At 70.1% G+C, this 16747-nt stretch carries 16 protein-coding genes; 8 read left to right on the forward strand and 8 right to left on the reverse strand.

Features of this window, described 5'->3' with window-relative positions:
* The first annotated feature begins 19 nt into the window (after positions 1 to 19).
* The 5 genes from IE290_RS18930 (at position 20) to IE290_RS18950 (ending at position 4637) form a co-directional block, all read left to right on the forward strand.
* A complete protein-coding gene (locus tag IE290_RS18930; RefSeq protein WP_191245959.1) occupies positions 20 to 427 on the forward strand; it encodes a PaaI family thioesterase in 408 nt (135 codons plus the stop codon).
* Positions 428 to 473: 46 nt separating this feature from the next.
* Positions 474 to 1658: a C39 family peptidase gene (locus IE290_RS18935; RefSeq protein WP_191245960.1), complete on the forward strand. Its 1185-nt coding sequence runs from the start codon at positions 474 to 476 to the stop codon at positions 1656 to 1658.
* A 218-nt stretch (positions 1659 to 1876) separates the two neighbouring features.
* Positions 1877 to 2530, forward strand: coding sequence for a TetR/AcrR family transcriptional regulator (locus IE290_RS18940; RefSeq protein ID WP_229874594.1), 654 nt, complete (start codon positions 1877 to 1879; stop codon positions 2528 to 2530).
* Positions 2531 to 2544: 14 nt separating this feature from the next.
* Entirely contained in the window at positions 2545 to 3453 is a 909-nt protein-coding gene (locus tag IE290_RS18945) for an ABC transporter ATP-binding protein (protein WP_191245961.1), read from the forward strand.
* Positions 3450 to 4637, forward strand: a complete 1188-nt coding sequence (locus IE290_RS18950) for an ABC transporter permease (protein ID WP_191245962.1) — start codon at positions 3450 to 3452, stop codon at positions 4635 to 4637. Before IE290_RS18945 ends, IE290_RS18950 begins: the two co-directional genes overlap by 4 nt.
* A gap of 489 nt (positions 4638 to 5126) precedes the next feature.
* Here the strand turns inward: IE290_RS18950 and IE290_RS18955 are convergent, their stop codons facing one another.
* The 3 genes from IE290_RS18955 to IE290_RS18965 all read right to left on the reverse strand — a co-directional run bounded on the left by IE290_RS18955 (position 5127) and on the right by IE290_RS18965 (position 8153).
* Positions 5127 to 6437: a citrate synthase gene (locus tag IE290_RS18955; protein ID WP_191245963.1), complete on the reverse strand. Its 1311-nt coding sequence runs from the start codon at positions 6435 to 6437 to the stop codon at positions 5127 to 5129.
* A 193-nt stretch (positions 6438 to 6630) separates the two neighbouring features.
* A complete protein-coding gene (locus tag IE290_RS18960; RefSeq protein ID WP_191245964.1) occupies positions 6631 to 7551 on the reverse strand; it encodes a carbohydrate kinase family protein in 921 nt (306 codons plus the stop codon).
* Positions 7548 to 8153: a TetR/AcrR family transcriptional regulator gene (locus tag IE290_RS18965; protein ID WP_191245965.1), complete on the reverse strand. Its 606-nt coding sequence runs from the start codon at positions 8151 to 8153 to the stop codon at positions 7548 to 7550. Before IE290_RS18965 ends, IE290_RS18960 begins: the two co-directional genes overlap by 4 nt.
* Before the next feature lie 68 nt (positions 8154 to 8221).
* On the opposite strand from IE290_RS18965, the gene IE290_RS18970 reads away from it, so the two are divergent.
* Positions 8222 to 9358 carry an acyl-CoA dehydrogenase family protein gene (locus IE290_RS18970; RefSeq protein WP_191245966.1) on the forward strand — a complete coding sequence of 379 codons (1137 nt, stop codon included), beginning with the start codon at positions 8222 to 8224 and terminating at the stop codon, positions 9356 to 9358.
* A 43-nt stretch (positions 9359 to 9401) separates the two neighbouring features.
* Here the strand turns inward: IE290_RS18970 and IE290_RS18975 are convergent, their stop codons facing one another.
* The 4 genes from IE290_RS18975 to IE290_RS18990 all read right to left on the reverse strand — a co-directional run bounded on the left by IE290_RS18975 (position 9402) and on the right by IE290_RS18990 (position 13957).
* A complete protein-coding gene (locus IE290_RS18975; protein WP_191245967.1) occupies positions 9402 to 10613 on the reverse strand; it encodes an amidohydrolase in 1212 nt (403 codons plus the stop codon).
* A 72-nt stretch (positions 10614 to 10685) separates the two neighbouring features.
* Positions 10686 to 12287: a sialidase family protein gene (locus IE290_RS18980; RefSeq protein ID WP_191245968.1), complete on the reverse strand. Its 1602-nt coding sequence runs from the start codon at positions 12285 to 12287 to the stop codon at positions 10686 to 10688.
* A 304-nt stretch (positions 12288 to 12591) separates the two neighbouring features.
* Positions 12592 to 13056, reverse strand: coding sequence for a GNAT family N-acetyltransferase (locus IE290_RS18985; RefSeq protein WP_191245969.1), 465 nt, complete (start codon positions 13054 to 13056; stop codon positions 12592 to 12594).
* Positions 13049 to 13957 (reverse strand): aldose 1-epimerase family protein, encoded by a 909-nt coding sequence (locus IE290_RS18990; protein WP_191245970.1) that lies wholly within the window; start codon positions 13955 to 13957, stop codon positions 13049 to 13051. Before IE290_RS18990 ends, IE290_RS18985 begins: the two co-directional genes overlap by 8 nt.
* A gap of 67 nt (positions 13958 to 14024) precedes the next feature.
* On the opposite strand from IE290_RS18990, the gene IE290_RS18995 reads away from it, so the two are divergent.
* Together IE290_RS18995 and IE290_RS19000 are read left to right on the forward strand one after the other, a co-directional pair.
* On the forward strand, positions 14025 to 14600 hold the full coding sequence (locus tag IE290_RS18995; protein WP_191245971.1) for a TetR/AcrR family transcriptional regulator: 576 nt from the start codon (positions 14025 to 14027) through the stop codon (positions 14598 to 14600).
* Positions 14597 to 15427 carry an MBL fold metallo-hydrolase gene (locus tag IE290_RS19000; protein WP_191245972.1) on the forward strand — a complete coding sequence of 277 codons (831 nt, stop codon included), beginning with the start codon at positions 14597 to 14599 and terminating at the stop codon, positions 15425 to 15427. Before IE290_RS18995 ends, IE290_RS19000 begins: the two co-directional genes overlap by 4 nt.
* Here the strand turns inward: IE290_RS19000 and IE290_RS19005 are convergent.
* Complete coding sequence (locus IE290_RS19005; RefSeq protein WP_191245973.1) at positions 15369 to 16724, reverse strand: APC family permease; 1356 nt, start codon at positions 16722 to 16724, stop codon at positions 15369 to 15371. The genes IE290_RS19000 and IE290_RS19005 overlap by 59 nt on opposite strands.
* Positions 16725 to 16747 lie beyond the last annotated feature (23 nt).

The raw sequence follows: 16747 nt of genomic DNA on the forward strand, positions 1-16747 counted from the left end.
CGTGCGGTAGGAACGGATCATGACTCAGCTCGACGAGGCCGGGACGGCGTTGTTCCACCAGTCGATGCCGTTCTCGGAGCGGCTCGGCATCGAGGTGCTGGAGCACTCGAAGGAGGTCGTCCGGGCCCGGCTGGCGTGGGACGCGACCCTGTGCACGATCGGCGGCGTGCTGCACGGCGGCGCGCTCATGGCGCTGGCCGACTCGACCGGCGCGGTGTGCGCGTTCCTCAACCTGCCCGAGGGCGCGCAGGGCACCTCGACCATCGAGTCGAAGACGAACTTCCTGCGCGGGGTGCGCGAGGGGCACGTGACCGCGACGGCCCGGCCGCTGCACGCCGGCCGCAAGGTGGTCGTGGTGGAGACCGAACTGCACGACGACGCCGGCAAGCTCGTCGCGAAGGTGACGCAGAGCCAGTCCGTCCTTTAGCCGGTAACTGGTTTACACCACCGCCGCCGCGGGTGAGAATTTGCCGATGACCCGCGCTCTGCTCGCCGTGCTGGCCGCCGCCATGATGGTGACGGTGACCGTGCAACCCGCGTCCGCCTCCCCCGGCCGCGCCGGCGACGAGGCGATCGACTACCACGAATGGGCGCCGGCGGGCCCGTTCGCGCCCGCCGGTGTCGAGTCCTACGCGGGCCGGGACTACGAGCGGGCACAGTGGACCTCGCCGTTCCACGCGCCCGGCTTCGACGCGACCGAGCTGATCGCGTCGTGGAACGCCCGGACCCCGGCGGGCACCTGGATCCAGATCGAGGCCCAGGCCCGGACCGCGAGCGGCGAGGAGACCGCGTGGTACGTGATGGGCCGCTGGGCGAGCGGAAACGGGGACATCCGGCGGACGAGCGTCGACGGCCAGGACGACGCGCACGCGCAGGTCTCGGTCGACACGCTCGTGATGAAACCCGGCGTGCTGCTGCGCTCGTACCGGCTGCGGGTCTCGCTCTACCGCGTCCCGGGCACGCGCGCGACGGCCACGGTCAGCGCGGTGGGCGCGATGACGTCGAACGTGCCGGATCGGTTCGAGGTGCCGGTTTCCCGGCCCGGCAAGGCATCCGGCATCGAGTTGCCGGTCCCGGCGTACGCGCAGAACCTCCACAAGGGACACTTCCCGGAGTACGGCGGCGGCGGGGAGAGCTGGTGCAGCCCGACGTCGACGGAGATGGTGGTCGAGTACTGGGGCCGCCGCCCGCGCGAGGAGGAAATGACCTGGATCCCGGCCGGCTACCCGGACCGGACGGTCGACCACGCGGCCCGCCAGACCTACGACTACGCCTACCAGGGCACCGGGAACTGGCCGTTCAACACCGCCTACGCGGCCACCTTCGGCCTGCGCGGGCACGTCACGCGGCTGCACTCGCTCACCGAACTGGAGGACTACATCGCCCGCGGCATCCCCGTCATCACGTCGCAGTCGTTCCGGGCGGACGAACTCGACGGCGCGGGCTACGGCACCGCCGGGCACATCATGGTCGTCGTCGGGTTCACCGAGCAGGGCGACGTCATCGCCAACGACCCGGCCGCGAACAGCAACGACAACGTGCGCACGATCTACCCGCGGGCCCAGTTCGAGAACATCTGGCAGCGCACCAAGCGGCACACCGCCGACGGTTCGGTCGCGAGCGGTCCGGGCGGCGTCGTCTACCTGATCACCCCTTGACCGCGCGAACGGGGACATCGAGGTCAGAGCGCTTACTGGTAACTGGTGAACCCGTTCGGGTCACGGCCGTGGCCTCGTGCGCGATCGTCTAATATCGCCCGCCTACAAAAGGCACCGCGCCTCACACCGGATTTCCCGATACTCTCGGTACCGGTGGGGGCAGACGAACCATGAGGCATGGTGGTCAACAATGGCGGCAACGGGCTGCAGTGCGACCCATGGACGATGAAAGTCGCGCTGTGATCGGCGAGGCCCGGCCTCCCAGCGCGCTCGCGAACGCCCGCGGACGTCCCACGGCCGCACGCGTGTCCGCCGACGTCCTGCTCGACGCGGCACGCCGGTGCGTGCTCGCCTCCGGGCTGCGGCGCACCACGCTGGCCGAGATCGCGCGGACGGCGAAGGTCAGTCGGATGACGCTCTACCGGCGGTTCCCCGACGTGCGCAGCGTGCTGTCCGCGCTGATGACCCGTGAGTTCGGCGCGCTGCTGCACCAGGCGACGGTGAGCGGGGCCGACGCCCCGACCGCCCGCGCGCGCCTGGTGCGCAGCTCGGTGGCGGCGGTGCGGCTGCTCAACGCCGACCCGCTGATGCGCACAGTCCTCGACGTGGACACCGCGCTGGTCGTGCCCTACGTGCTGGAACGGCTTGGCGGCACCCAGCGGCTCGGCGAGAAGTTCATCGTCGCGCTGCTGGAGGCCGGGCACCGGGACGGCTCGATCCGGCGCGCGTCCACGGCGGCGCAGGCGCGGTCGGTCCTGCTCGTGGTGCAGTCGTTCGTGCTGTCGCTGCGGCCGGCGACCGCGGACGTCGCGGCCGAGGCACTGCTCGGCGAACTGGCCCACCACCTGAACGCGGCCCTGCGGCCGCTGTGACCGTGAGGACGTCCTTGCCCGCACCGGCCCTGACCATCGACCGGGTGTCCAAACGCTACGGACCCGTGGTGGCCCTCGACGAGATCTCCTTCGAGGTCGGGCCGGGTGAGCTGTTCGGGTTCGTCGGCAGCAACGGCGCCGGCAAGACCACGACGATGCGCATCGTGCTGGGCGTGCTCGCGGCGGACCGCGGTGAGGTGCGGTTCGGCGGGGAGCCGGTCACGCTCGCCACCCGGACGCGGATCGGGTACATGCCCGAGGAACGCGGCCTGTACCCGAAGATGCGCGTGCTCGACCAGCTGGTGTACCTCGCCGAGCTGCACGGGCTCGACAACACGCGGGCGCACCAGGCGGCCGAGGGCTGGATCGAGCGGCTCGGGTTGCGGGAGCGGCGCCGCGACGAGGTGCAGAAGCTCAGCCTGGGCAACCAGCAACGCGTGCAGCTCGCCGCCGCGCTCGTGCACGATCCGGCGCTGCTGGTGCTGGACGAGCCGTTCTCCGGGCTGGACCCGATCGCGGTCGACGTGATGAGCGAGGTGCTGCGCGAAAAGGCGGCCACCGGGGTGCCCGTGGTGTTCTCCAGCCACCAGCTGGATCTGGTGGAACGGCTGTGCGACCGCGTCGGGATCATCCAAAAGGGACGGATGGTCGCGTGCGGGACGGTGGCCGAGCTGACCGACGCGGCCGGGTCGCGGTTGGTGGTGTCCGCGCCGGAGGCCGCGCCCGGGTGGGCCAAGGAGCTGCCCGGAGTGCGGGTGGTGGCCGAGGAACCGGACCGGACCGTGCTGGAGCTGGATCCAGGGGTGGACGACCAGCACGTGTTGTCGGCCGCGCTGGCGACCGGCGCGGTGCGAGAATTCCGGTGGCGGCGGCCGAGCCTGGCCGAGCTGTTCCGGAACGTGGTCACGGGGAGCGGGGAATGACGGTCTCGCCCATCAAGGGTGTCGTCCTGGTCGCGCGGCGGGAGCTCAACACCCGCCTGCGCACCCGGTCGTTCGTCGTCGGGACCGTGGTGATCCTGCTGGTGCTGGCCGGGTACCTGTTGCTGCAGGCGACGCTGATCAAGGATGCGGAGACGTCGAAGGTCGGGCTGACCGGGCAGACCACGGGGATTGCCGAACAGCTGCGCGAGGCGGCCGAGGCGGTCGGCTCGCAGGTGGAGACGGTGCCGGTGGCGAGCCCGGAGCAGGGTGAGCGGCAGGTGCGTGACGGCGATCTGGACGCGCTGGTCTCGGGCAGCGCCGCCGACCTGCGGGTGGTCGTGAAATCGGAGCTGGACCAGCAGCTGCGGGCGGTGCTGAACGGGATCGCGCAGCAGCAGGTGCTGAACGCGAAGCTGCTGGAGGCCGACCTCGACCCGGCGCAGGTGATGCGCGAGGTGGGGCAGGCGCAGGTCCGGCTGACCGAGCTGGAACCCCGCGACGCCGACGCCGGCCAGCGGCTCGCGGTCGGGCTGGTGATCGTGTTCCTGATGTTCTTCGCGATCCAGGCCTACGGCGGCATGGTCGCGCAGGGCGTGGTCGAGGAAAAGGCGAGCCGGGTCGTGGAAATCCTGCTGTCCACGTTGCGGCCGTGGCAGCTGATGCTGGGGAAGGTGATCGGACTCGGGCTGGTCGGCCTGGTGCAGCTGCTGGTCCTGGCGGTGGCCGGACTGGCGATGGCCGTCGGCAGCGGGGTGCTGACGCTGGGCGGGGTCGCGATCGGCACGGTCGCCTGGGGCCTGCTGTGGTACCTGCTGGGATTCTTCCTGTACGCGACGGTCTACGCGGCGGCCGGCTCGCTGGTGTCACGGCAGGAGGACACGGCATCGGTGGTGACGCCGGTGAGCATGACGCTGATGGTCGGCTTCGTGGCGGGGTTCAACGTGCTGATCCAGGACCCGGATTCGACTGGCGCCCAGGTGCTGTCGCTGATCCCGGTGTTCTCGCCGATCCTCATGCCGGGCCGGATCGCCGCCGGGGTGGCCGCGCCATGGGAGGTGGCGGTGGCGCTCGTGCTGACGGTGGTGTTCGGGGCGCTGCTGACCTGGGTGAGCGGGCGGGTGTACCGGAACGCGGTGCTGCAGACCGGAAGCCGGGTACGGCTGCGGGCAGCGCTGCGGTTCTAGACAGGGCACCGGCGGCCGGCGACGGCAGCGGCCCGGCCCCAACCCGGGCCGCACTCCACCTCACCAACCGGCGGCCGGCAACGCAACGCCACCGACTACCCCAACCAGACCTCCCCCGCCCCCGATCCACAGCCGATCTTTGGTCGCCGATCAGGCGTGTCAAGGTACTCTTTCCCGCCTTGACACGCCTGCTCGGCGACCGAAACACAATCAAGGAGCGGGGGCGGGGGTGGTCGTAAGGTGACCTTTCGGCGCCGTAAGGCGCTTTCGCCCGCAGGGCGACCCGCCCGCAGGGCGGACTCTTCGCCTGCCGAAGGCGGCGCGGCTTTAAAGATCAAAAGATGTCCTCGCCGGACGGGCAGGCTCCGGGATGACGGGGAATGCAGGCACGTCACCTTGGCGAGGTGGGAGCTGGGTGGTCAGCCCCGGCTGCGCGAAAACGGCGCGCCCCGTGCCGGGACGCGCCGTCGGAAAACGCCGAAAATTGACTCAGCGCTCGGAGATCGCGGTGTACTCGCGCTCCTTCTCGCCGATGTAGATCTGCCGCGGGCGGCCGATCTTCGTCTGCGGGTCGTTGATCATCTCGCGCCAGTGCGCGATCCAGCCGGGCAGCCGGCCGAGCGCGAACAGCACCGTGAAGAACTGCGTCGGGAACCCGAGCGCACGGTAAATCAACCCGGTGTAGAAGTCGACGTTCGGGTAGAGCTTGCGCTCGATGAAGTAGTCATCCGAGAGCGCGGTCTCTTCGAGGCGCTTCGCGATGTCCAGGAGCTCGTCGTTGGGCGCGAGCTTGCCCAGGATCTGGTCCGCGGTGCGCTTGATGATCTTGGCGCGCGGGTCGTAGTTCTTGTACACCCGGTGGCCGAAGCCCATCAGGCGCACGCCCTTTTCCTTGTTCTTCACGCGGTTGACGAAGTTGGCCACGTCACCGCCGTCGGCCTTGATGCCGTTCAGCATGTCCAGCACGGCGCTGTTGGCGCCACCGTGCAGCGGGCCGAACAGCGCCATGATGCCGGCCGAGATGCTCGCGAACAGGTTCGCCTCGGACGAACCCACCAGGCGCACCGTCGACGTGGAGCAGTTCTGCTCGTGGTCGGCGTGCAGGATGAACAGCAGGTCCAGGGCCTTGGCGACCTCGGGGTCGACCTCGTACGGCTCGGCGGGCAGGCCGAACGTCATCCGCAGGAAGTTCTCCACCAGGCCCAGCGAGTTGTCCGGGTACAGGAACGGCTGGCCGATGGACTTCTTGTACGCGTACGCGGCCAGCGTCGGCACCTTGGCCAGCAGCCGGACGGTGGACAGCTCGACGTTCGGCTCGTCGAACGGGTTCAGCGAGTCCTGGTAGAAGGTGGACAGCGCGGCCACCGCCGAGGACAGCACCGGCATCGGGTGCGCGTCACGCGGGAAGCCGTCGAAGAAGCGCTTGAGGTCCTCGTGCAGCAGGGTGTGCCGGTTGATCTTCTGCGTGAAGTCGTCCAGCTGCGCCTGGGTCGGCAGGTTGCCGTAGATCAGCAGGTAGGACACCTCGAGGAAGCTGGAACGCTCGGCCAGCTGCTCGATGGGGTAGCCGCGATAACGGAGGATCCCGGCGTCGCCGTCGATGTAGGTGATGGCCGAGGAACACGACCCGGTGTTGACGAAACCAGGGTCATACGTGATGTACCCGGTCGACGCCAGCAGCTTCCCCAGCTCGATGCCGGGAGCACCCTCGACGGCATTGACAACCTTCAGCTCGTGCTCGCCAGTCGGTAGGCGCAGCGATACGGTGCCGCCACCGGTCGCCGCAGTCGCGTCGGACATGCAGGTCGTCCCTCTCACGGTCACACGGGCCGGCAGCTCCTGCAGGTCACACAGGCAGCTTTGTGATCGCGCGTGACCGGAAATCGTCCGCGCACACCGCCCCGCTGGGGTATTAATTCTCCCATTACGCTAGTCGAACAACGGGCCTTCGCGCAGCCGTTGTGTTACCTAGAGCAAACCGTTGGGATCAGGTTCACACCATCTCAGCCGCGGTGGGCGGTTCCGCGCCACTCCGGGACACGGTGATGGACGCGGCCTTGGCGGCGAAAGTCAAGGCCTCGCGCCAGCCGGACTCGCCCAGGTCGGTGAGCGTCCCCACATTCCGGTCGTGCAGCCACGACAGCAGGGCGCCCTGCACGGTGTCGCCGGCACCGATCGTGTCCACCAGCTCGGCGGGTGCGGACGGTACCGAAACGGTCACGGATCCGGTGTGGACGGCCAGACCGTCGCCGCCGCGGGTCAGCACCACGGCGTCCACCCCGGCGTCGAGCCACGACTTGATCGCCGCGTCCAGCCCGGCCGGGCCGGCGAGCCACTCCCCGTCGTCGTCGGACAGCTTCAGCAGCCGCACGTCCGGCAGCCACGAGGCGAACCGGCGGCGGTAGGCGTCGGCGTCGGCGATCAGGTCGGCCCGGATGTTCGGGTCGAGCGCGGTCAGCACGCCCCGGGCGGCCTCGCGGCGCAGCACGGTCTCGTAGCTGGTGGCGCCGGGCTCCAGGACCATCCCGAGGGTGCCCAGGCACAGCACGGTGACGTCCTCGGGCAGCGGTCCCGGGTCGGCGACGAGCCGGTCGGCGGTGCCTTCGGTGTAGAAGGTGTAGCTCGCCGATCCGTTCGGCGCGAGGGCCACGACGGCGAGGGTCGTGTTCTCCGGACCCTCCTGGACCATCGATATGTCGACATTCGAGGCCGTCAGCCGGTCGCGCAGGGCCTGACCGAACCGGTCGGTCGAGATCCGGGACAGGAACGCCGTCGGCGTGCCGAGCCGCCCGGCCGCGAGGGCCACGTTGTACGGGCCGCCGCCGAGGCGCGGCACCAAGGACGTCAGGCCGTCGTTCGTCTTCTCGGCACCCGGCACCAGGTCGACCAGCGCCTCGCCACCCACCACGATCACGGGCGTGATGCTAAGCCACCGAGCAACAACTCAGACAGCGCCGTGAAGGCCTCCGCGTCCGACACCCCGGTCCGGGAGCCGATGACGCCGGTCTGGATGGCCTCCACGAGCACCGTGGCCATCTCCGCGATGAGCGTCGCGTGCACCTCGCGGAACACCCCGTCCGCGACGCCCTTGGCGATGAACGACCGGATCTTCGCCGCCGCAGCCCGGCTGTTCAGCTCGTAGGCCGCGCGGGCCGGGGCGAAGTCGCCGATGTCCCGCATGAACGCGACGGACGCCCGGTTCAGGCACTCGGCAATCCCGGTCAGGTAGACGCCGATGATCTCGCGCGCGTCGTCGATGCCGGCGATCCGCTCGTCGAGCATGTCGGCGGAGCTCTTGAAGTAGTGCACCACCACGCGGACGGCGAGCTGCTCCTTGCTCGGCGCCAGCGCGTACAGCGTCGACTTCGAGCAGTGCGTCTTCGCGGCCAGGTCGTCGAGCGTGAAGTGGACGAAGCCCTCGACCAGGAACAGCTCCTCCAGCTCGTCGAGCAGCGCCCGCTGCCGGGCGGTCAGCGTCTTGCCGCCCGGGGGCCGTAGCGCCTCGCGACTGGTCATCGGTCCACCGTATGTGCTGTACTGGAGACCGTTACAGAGTACTGCTTTGAGTACACACGGAGGCAACAATGCCGGTCGACCGCCTGCTCCCGGACCGCGAGTACGCGGATCTGCTCGCGCTGGCGACGGAATTGGCCCGCGACGAGCTGAAGCCGCTCGCCGCGGAGTACGAGGAGGCCGAGCGCTTCCCGCGGGAGCAGTTCCGGCTGCTCGGCAAGTCGGGCCTGCTCGGGTTGCCGTACTCCGAGCGCTGGGGCGGCGGCGACGTGCCGTACGAGGTGTACCTGCAGGTCCTGGAGGAGATCGCGGCCGCGTGGATGTCGGTCGGCGTCGGGCTGTCGGTGCAGACCATGTCCTGCTTCGCGCTGGCCCACTACGGCACGGACGAGCAGCGCGACCGCTGGCTGCCGGGCATGCTCGAGGGGCAGCTGCTGGGCGCGTACGCGCTGTCGGAGTCGCACGCCGGCTCGGACGCGGCGGCGCTGTCGACGCGGGCGCGGCTGAACGGTGACCACTACGTCGTCAACGGCACGAAGGCGTGGATCACGCACGGCGGCCAGGCGGACTTCTACACGACGATGGTCCGCACGGGCGAGGACGAGATCTCCTGCCTGCTGATCGACGGGAACACGCCGGGGCTGTCGGCGGCGCCGCCGGAGCGGAAGATGGGGCTCACCGGGTCGACCACGGCGCAGATCATCTTCTCCGACGCCCGGGTGGACGCCGACCGGCTGATCGGCCCGGCCGGCGCCGGGATGCGGATCGCGCTGTCCTCATTGGACTCCGGACGGCTCGGGATCGCCGCCTGCGCGGTGGGTCTGGCACAGGCGGCGCTGGACGAGGCCGTCGCGTACGCGAAGGGGCGCACGCAGTTCGGCAAGCCGATCATCGACTTCCAGGGGCTGGAGTTCCTGCTCGCCGACATGGCCGCCGCGGTCGACTCGGCCCGCGCGACCTACCTCGACGCGGCGCGGCGCCGGGACCGCGGGATGCCGTTCGGCCGCCAGGCGTCGGTCGCGAAGCTGATCGCGACCGACGCGGCGATGAAGGTGACCACCGACGCCGTCCAGGTCCTCGGCGGCGCCGGCTACACGCGGGACTTCCCGGTGGAGCGCTACATGCGGGAGGCGAAGGTGCCGCAGATCTTCGAGGGCACCAACCAGATCCAGCGCATGATCATCGCGCGGCACCTGAAGCGGGCGTGAGCCACCGCGGCGCCGCCCCCGGGCGGGGCGGCGCCGGCGGGGTCTACTCCGCGTAGCGGCGCGGGGCGACCACGCCCTCGCCGCTGGCGTCGTCGAAGCGGTAGACCTCCCGGCCGCGCACGAAGACGCGCATGGCGCGGTTCATCACGTCCAGCGGGTCGCCGGACCACAGCACGATGTCGGCGTCCAGGCCGGGCTTCAGCGAGCCGATCCGGTCGTCCAGCGACAGCATCGCCGCCGGGTTGACCGTCAGCGCCCGCAGCGCGGTCTCCGGGTCCAGCCCGTCCTTCACCGCGAGCGCGGCCTGGTAGACGAGGAAGTTGATCGGCACCACCGGGTGGTCCGTGGTGATCGCGATCCGCACCCCGGCCCGGGCCAGGATCCCGGCCGAGCGCAGCGTCCGGTTCCGCAGCTCGACCTTCGACCGCGTGGTGAACAGCGGCCCGAGGATCACCGGGACGCCCTTCTCCGCCAGCACGTCGGCGATCAGGTGCCCCTCGGTGCCGTGGTTGACCACCAGCTTGTAGCCGAACTCCTCGGCCAGCCGGATGGCGGTCACGATGTCGTCGGCGCGGTGGGTGTGCTGGTCCCAGTACAGCTCGCCGTCGAGGACCTTCGCCAGGGTCTCCAGCGTCAGGTCGACGTCGAACGGCTTGCCCTCGGCGCGCGCGTGGTCGCGCTGGGCGGCGTAGTTGCGGGCCTTGGTGAACGCCTCGCGGATGATCGCCGCGACACCGAGCCGCGTCGACGGCGTCTGGTTCTTGTCGCCGTACACGCGCTTCGGGTTCTCGCCCAGCGCGCTCTTCACGCTGACCGCCTCGTCGAAGACCATGTCGAGCGCGGTGCGGCCCCACGTCTTCACCGCGACCGTCTGCCCGCCGATCGGGTTGCCGGAACCGGGCTTGATCACCACACTCGTGACCCCGCCGGACAGGGCGTCGTCGAAGCCGATTTCGAACGGGTCGATGCCGTCGAGGGCGCGGAAGCGGGCGCCGTTGGGGTCGGTCATCTCGTTGGTGTCGTTGCCGGCCCACCCCTCGCCCTCCTCGTGCACGCCGAGGTGGGTGTGGGCGTCGACGAACCCGGGCAGCACCCAGGTGCCGGAGGCGTCGACCAGCTCCGCGTCCTCCGGGACGTCGACCTCCGCGGCCGTGCCGACCGCGGTGATCCTGCCGTTCTCGATCAGGACCGTGCCGCCGTCGATCGGGTCACCCTCGACCGGCACCACGTATCCGCCAACAATCGCCTTCACCATGGTTAGACACGCTAACGGAACCGCACCCGGGGTACCCCTCCGGCTCGGCCGCGGGGGTACCCCGGGCCGGGGTCATCCGGTGGCGACGCCGAAGATGTCCTGATCCAGTCCGCCGGCGTTCGGGCAGGTGTCCGGACCGCCGTTCACGCGGCACTGGAGCACGTCGAAGCCCTCGCCGCCGTCGTAACGCGGGTCGTCACCAGGCACGACCTGCCGGTTGTCCGTCCACACGCGGTAAGCGGACGCGCCGACGTTGGACACGTAGTTGTAGTCACCCTGGAACGGCACCCGCCGGTCGCCGAACATCTCGAAGTTCGGCTGGTGCGAGGCCGTGCTCAGCCTGGTGACGGTCCACGTGGCGCCGCCGTCGGTGGACACCGCGCCGTAGGCGTCCAGACCACCGCCCGGGCTCGCGGTGTGGAACCCGAACGCGTCCTTCGCCGCGCAGTTGCCCGGCGGGTTCTGCACGCTGTAGCACGGGTCGTTGCGCGAATCCGACCAGACCGCGTACAGGTAACCGCCGTCGGCGTTGATGTCCGGGAAGAACTGGTGCCCGGACGGCACGTCGCTGAGCAGCCGCGGCGCACTCCAGGTCGCACCGCCGTCGGTGCTCTTGCTCAGGTAGATCGCACCCTGCCCGACCATGAGCGTGCCGTCGGGCGCGACCGGCGCCGTGTTGTACGTCGACGTCGACGGCTGCGCGGTGCCCGCCTTGGTGCCGTCGTAGACGAGGTACAGGGTGTTCGGGTCGCCCTTCGGGTCAGCGGTGACGTGCGGCTGCGAGTCGTGGCGGAAGAAGGTGAACCCGCTGACGCAGGCGAACGGACCGGATCCGCAGTCGCGCGCGTCGCCGGCGGACTCTTCGGACTCCGGTCCGTCGGCGGCCTCGAACGCCTCCTCGTGAGCTTCCGCGGCGGCGGCCGGGTTGCTGGCCGAGTCGGCGGCGTCGAACGAGGTGAACGGAACCGCCTCGACCGGTTTGGTGAAGGTGGCGCCGCCGTTGGTCGACTTCACGTACATGACGGCGTCCCGCTGCTGCCCGCGGAAGGTGGCGAACTGCCGCCACACCACCGACACGGTCCCGGTCCGCGACACGGTGATGTCGGCGAACTGGTTGTCCTTGCTGCCTTCCGAGATCTTCACCGGGTGGGAGAAGGTCGCGCCGTGGTCGGTCGAGCGGGCGAAGTAGATCGCGTTGTTCCCGGCGCCCTGGAACAGGCTCCAGGCGACGTAGACGTTGCCGGCGTACGGGCTGTCCACGCCCCGGTCCACCTCGATCGCGGTCTTGTCGTTGAACCGCCCCGTCAGTGCCGGGGTGCCGGTGCCGACCAGAACGGTGCGCACGTAGCGGCTCGCGTCGGCGTCGTAGGTCGCCACCCAGACGGACGCGTTCTGCGGCGCCTCGCGGTTGAACGCGTTGCCCATGTAGAACAGCCGGCCCTGGTTGTCCCACGCCTGCACGGGATCACCGGCGTTCGTGATGCCCTTCTGGTGCAGGGGACTCGCCAGCCCTTCCGGCGAGGTGTCGGTCGGATATCCGGGTAACAGTGAATTCACCCAGCTGCCGCCCCCGTCGGTCGACCGGTAGAAACCGGCCCACGTCCCACCGGCCAGTTCCACCGTGCAGTAGTCGTTGGATCCGGCGACCAGAATGTTGGGTTTGACCGGATTCATCGCGACCGACGGTTCGTTTTGCTGCCTCCGGTTGTTCCCACAGCGGGAAATCGCGTCCGTACCGGTGATCGGACGGCCATTCGCTTTCACGTAAGGAGAATCGACCGTCACGGCGACGTCCCCGGGTGCCGCGCCGGCGATGCCGGGCGTGGCGATCAGGGCGAATCCGGCGAAACCGGCGACCATTCTTCGAAGAACATTTCGGCGCATGGAAGTTCCCTTCCGGCACGGGATCACCGTGCCGCCCGCCGCTCTCCCCGACCGCCGCGCCCCGTTGCGCGGCGAAGAGCAGAGGAACTTTACGTCAGGAAATGCGCTTCTCAAAGTGCACGAGCTGATAATCCCCCTCGGGGGTTCGTCCGGTTTCGACGTATCCCAGCCGGGCGTACAGGCGCAGCGGGCCTTCGCTGAGCTCACCGGTGAACAGCCGCAGCACCCGCACCTCCGGTGGCAGCCGGTCCTCGGCGGCCTTCATCAGCGCCGAGCCGAGTCCCGCGCCTTGGCGGTCGGGCGCGACCACCAACCGGCCGACCTCGCCCACCTCACCCCGCAGACGGATCCGGACACTCGCAACCAACCGCCCCGACTCCCGGATGCCCCACGTCACCACTTCGGGATCCGAGAGCACCGCGGTCAGCTCGCCGAGCGTCTCGACCAGCGGCGGCAGGTCGAAGCTCCGGTGCGCCCGCGCCTCGGTGACGAACGCGGCGCGCTGCAGGGTGAGCAGCTCGCCCGCGTCCGCCGCGCCGAGTCTGACCGGGTCAGCCATGGACCCGGATGCCCCAGCCGCCGGTCCACGACGTGCCCGGCTCCAGTTCGATCAGGTCGGTGCCCGAGTTGAGCGCGTCGGCCGGGCAGGTCATCGGCTCGATGGCGACCGCACGGCCGCGGCCGACCAGGTCCGCCGGCGTGAACACCTGCACCCACTTGAAGTCCGGCCCGGCCCAGACGTCGACGCTGCGCTCGCCGTGGGACAGGACGTGGTGGAACCGGCCGTCGTCGCCGGCGACGAGACCGCCGAACGCGGTGTCCAGGTCGACCTCGGCCAGGACGCGGCCGTCGCGGAAGTCGTACTCGGTGCCCGCGGTGTCCTGCTCGTCGCCGTAGGGCAGCTGCTGGTCGCCGAGGTACGGCCGCACGCGGGTGGCGGGCAGGGTCAGGGTCAGCTCGTCGGTCGGGACGTCACCGATGCGGAAGTACGGGTGCGCGCCCACCCCGACGCCGATGGCCGACTCGCCCTCGTTGCGGATCTCGTGGGTGACGGTCAGCTCGCGCGGCGCCAGGTCGTAGGTGATCCGCGCCTGCAGCGGCACCGGCCAGCCGGGCTGCTTCTCGACCTCGATCTCGAAGGTGATCGACGATTCGGCGTGCTCCACGAGCGTCCACTCGCGGTGCCGGGTCAGGCCGTGGATGGCGTTGCCGCGCGCCTCCTCGGTGACCTCCAGCCGCTGCTCCTCGCCCCGGTAGGTCCACCGGGCGGCCTTGGTGCGGTTGGGCCACGGCAGCAGGATCTGCCCGGCGCCCTTCGGCGGGTGGGCGTCCTCGGCGAAGGTCTCCAGGTAGGGCACGCCGCTGATCTCGAACGCCCGCAGGCCCGCACCGATCTCGGTGACGACGGCGCGCGCGTTGCCGCGGGTGATCTCGAACTGCTGTCCGGTGGGGTTGGCCATGCCGTCGAACTTAGCGCCTCCGAAACTAACTAGACCGGTCGTCATAGTTTGCGTTACGGTGATCGTCATGGTCCGGAGAACCGACACCCGCCGCCGCATGGTCAACTCGGCCGCGGAGCTGTTCCGCACGCAGGGCTACCACGCGACCGGCCTGAACCAGCTGGTCAGCGCCGGTGGCGCGCCGAAGGGCTCGCTGTACTTCCACTTCCCGGGCGGCAAGGAGCAGCTCGCCGCCGAGGCGATCGCGTTCTCCAGCGAGAACATGGCGGCGCTGCTGCGCTCGACGCTCGACGCCGCACCGGACGCCGGGACAGCCGTCACCCGCGTGATCGACGCGCTCGGCCGCAACCTCGCCGACTCGGGTTACCGGTCCGGCTGCCCGATTTCGACGGTCGCGCTCGACGCCGCGGACAGCGAACCGATTCGCCAAGCCTGCACCGACGGGTACGCGTCCTGGCACGCCGTCCTCACCGAGTACCTCAGCGGGCAGGGCGCCGATCCCGCGACGGCGGCGACGCTGGGCACCATCGCGCTCAGCGCCATCGAGGGCGCCCTGCTCCTGGCCAGAACCCAGCACGACCTCGCGCCGCTGCACGCGGTCGGCGAGCACCTGCGCGCCAGCTTCGAACGGGAGCTGACATGAAGGTCCACCACCTCAACTGCGGCACCATGCGCCCCCTGGGCGGGCGGCTGATCGACGGCCGCGGCGGGTTCCTGCACCGCGCCGAGCTGGTCTGCCACTGCCTGCTCGTCGACACCGGCTCCGAGCTGGTCCTGATCGAGACCGGGATGGGCTCACCCGCCGTCGACCGCGCGGACGAGTGGCTCGGCGCGAAGTTCGTGCGCATGGTCGGTGTGCGGACCTCGGTCGCGGAGACCGCGGCCGAACAGGTCCGCCGGCTGGGCTACCAGGTCGAAGACGTCCGGCACATCATCCTGACCCACCTCGACCTGGACCACGCCGGCGGACTGGTCGACTTCCCGCACGCCACCGTGCACGTCTACGCCGAGGAGCTGCGTGCGTTGCAGTCACCCCGCGACGAGAAGGAACGCTGGCGGTACAAGCAGGTCCACTTCGCGCACGGTCCACAGTGGAGCAGTTACCCGGACACCGGCGAGAAGTGGTTCGGCTTCGACGCGGTGCGCGAGCTGAAGGGCCTGCCGCCGGAGATCCTGCTCGTCCCGCTGGGCGGGCACACCCGCGGGCACGCCGGGGTCGCGGTGGACACCGGGCACGGGTGGCTCCTGCACGCCGGTGACGCGTTCTTCCACCACGGCCAGATCGACCCGGCCCGCCCGCACGCCACCCCGGGCCTCGCGTGGTTCGAGGCCCGGGTGGAGACCGTGCCGGGCGCGCGGCGGGAGAACCACCGGCGGCTGCGCGAACTGGTGCGCGACCACGGCGACGAGGTCACGGTGCTGTCGGCGCACGATCCGTATTTCCTGCGGCACGCATCGCGAGCCAGTTGACCACCCACAGCACGACACCGACGCCGAGCAGGATCGCCGCGATCGCGTAGTCCCGCGCCGGACGCCCGGACAGCGGGCTCACCAGGTACAGGCAGAACACCGCGGCCAGCGCCGGGATGATCGTGGGCGCCCGGAAGTGCGGGTGGTCCACCTTCTCCCGGCGCAGCACCAGCACCGCCACGTTGACGATGGCGAACACCACCAGCAGCAACAGCGCGGTGGTACCGCCCAGCACGCTGATGTCCACAGTGGACACCAGGATGATGGCGATGACGCTGGTGAACACGATCGACACCCACGGCGTGCGGCGCAGCGGGTGCACCGTGCCGAGCACCTTCGGGATGATCCGCTCGTTCGACATGCCGTAGAGCAGGCGGCTGGCCATCAGCATGTTGATCAGGGCCGAGTTGATGACCGCGAACAGGCCGATCGCGGAGAACACCTCGCGCGGGAAGCCGGGCGCACCGACGTCGAGCACCTTGAGCAGCGCGTTGCTCTTCGCCGCGGCCAGCTCGTCGGGCGGCACCAGCAGGGAAGAGGTCAGCGAGACCAGCACGTAGATGGTGGCCGCGACGACCATGCCCCACAGCATCGCCTTGGGGAAGATGCGCACCGGGTCGCGGCACTCCTCGGCCATGTTGACCGAGTCCTCGAACCCGACCATCGCGAAGAACGCCAGCGAGGTCGCCGAGGTGATGGCGACGAGCGCGGTCTGGTCGGCGGTGTCGAACTCGACCAGGCGGCCGGGGTCTCCGGCGCCGTTGAGCACCGCCCAGACGCCGACGCCGACGATGATCAGCAGGCCGGACAGCTCGATGCAGGTGAGCACGACGTTGGTCTTGACCGACTCGCTGACGCCGCGGAAGTTGATGGCGGCCAGGCCGACGATGAACAGCGGCGCGATCAGCCAGCCCGGGAGGTCGACGAACTCCTTGAGGTAGGTGTTGGCGAACGCGATCGCGGCCGAGGAGGCCGACGTGATGCCCGAGCACATGACCGCGAAGGCGACCATGAACGTCAGGAACGGGGTGCGGAACGCGCGGTTGGTGTACAGCGCGGCACCCGCCGCTCTCGGGTACTTGCCGACCAGTTCCAGGTAGCTGAACGCGGTCATGAACGCGACCACGAACGCCAGCAGGAACGGCAGCCACAGCGCGCCGCCGACGCGGCCGGCCACCTGCCCGGTCAGGGCGTAGACGCCGGTGCCGATGATGTCCCCGACCACGAAGAACAGCAGCAGCTTCGGACCGATGACCCGGTTGAGTGCGGGTTCCTGAGTAGTGCTCACCTCAGCCATGCCGGGAAAGTGTGCACCAATCC

This window comes from Amycolatopsis deserti (genome assembly GCF_014653945.1).
Lineage (GTDB): Bacteria > Actinomycetota > Actinomycetes > Mycobacteriales > Pseudonocardiaceae > Amycolatopsis_E > Amycolatopsis_E deserti.

Coding starts and splice junctions, on each gene's coding strand:
- IE290_RS18950 (WP_191245962.1), top strand. CDS start 3,450: ATGACGGTCTCGCCCATCAAGGGTGTCGTCCTGGTCGCGCGGCGGGAG.
- IE290_RS18930 (WP_191245959.1), top strand. CDS start 20: ATGACTCAGCTCGACGAGGCCGGGACGGCGTTGTTCCACCAGTCGATG.
- IE290_RS18975 (WP_191245967.1), bottom strand. CDS start 10,613: ATGGTGAAGGCGATTGTTGGCGGATACGTGGTGCCGGTCGAGGGTGAC.
- IE290_RS18970 (WP_191245966.1), top strand. CDS start 8,222: ATGCCGGTCGACCGCCTGCTCCCGGACCGCGAGTACGCGGATCTGCTC.
- IE290_RS18935 (WP_191245960.1), top strand. CDS start 474: ATGACCCGCGCTCTGCTCGCCGTGCTGGCCGCCGCCATGATGGTGACG.
- IE290_RS18985 (WP_191245969.1), bottom strand. CDS start 13,056: ATGGCTGACCCGGTCAGACTCGGCGCGGCGGACGCGGGCGAGCTGCTC.
- IE290_RS18955 (WP_191245963.1), bottom strand. CDS start 6,437: ATGTCCGACGCGACTGCGGCGACCGGTGGCGGCACCGTATCGCTGCGC.
- IE290_RS18965 (WP_191245965.1), bottom strand. CDS start 8,153: ATGACCAGTCGCGAGGCGCTACGGCCCCCGGGCGGCAAGACGCTGACC.
- IE290_RS18940 (WP_229874594.1), top strand. CDS start 1,877: ATGGACGATGAAAGTCGCGCTGTGATCGGCGAGGCCCGGCCTCCCAGC.
- IE290_RS18980 (WP_191245968.1), bottom strand. CDS start 12,287: ATGAATCCGGTCAAACCCAACATTCTGGTCGCCGGATCCAACGACTAC.
- IE290_RS18995 (WP_191245971.1), top strand. CDS start 14,025: ATGGTCCGGAGAACCGACACCCGCCGCCGCATGGTCAACTCGGCCGCG.
- IE290_RS18990 (WP_191245970.1), bottom strand. CDS start 13,957: ATGGCCAACCCCACCGGACAGCAGTTCGAGATCACCCGCGGCAACGCG.
- IE290_RS19005 (WP_191245973.1), bottom strand. CDS start 16,724: ATGGCTGAGGTGAGCACTACTCAGGAACCCGCACTCAACCGGGTCATC.
- IE290_RS19000 (WP_191245972.1), top strand. CDS start 14,597: ATGAAGGTCCACCACCTCAACTGCGGCACCATGCGCCCCCTGGGCGGG.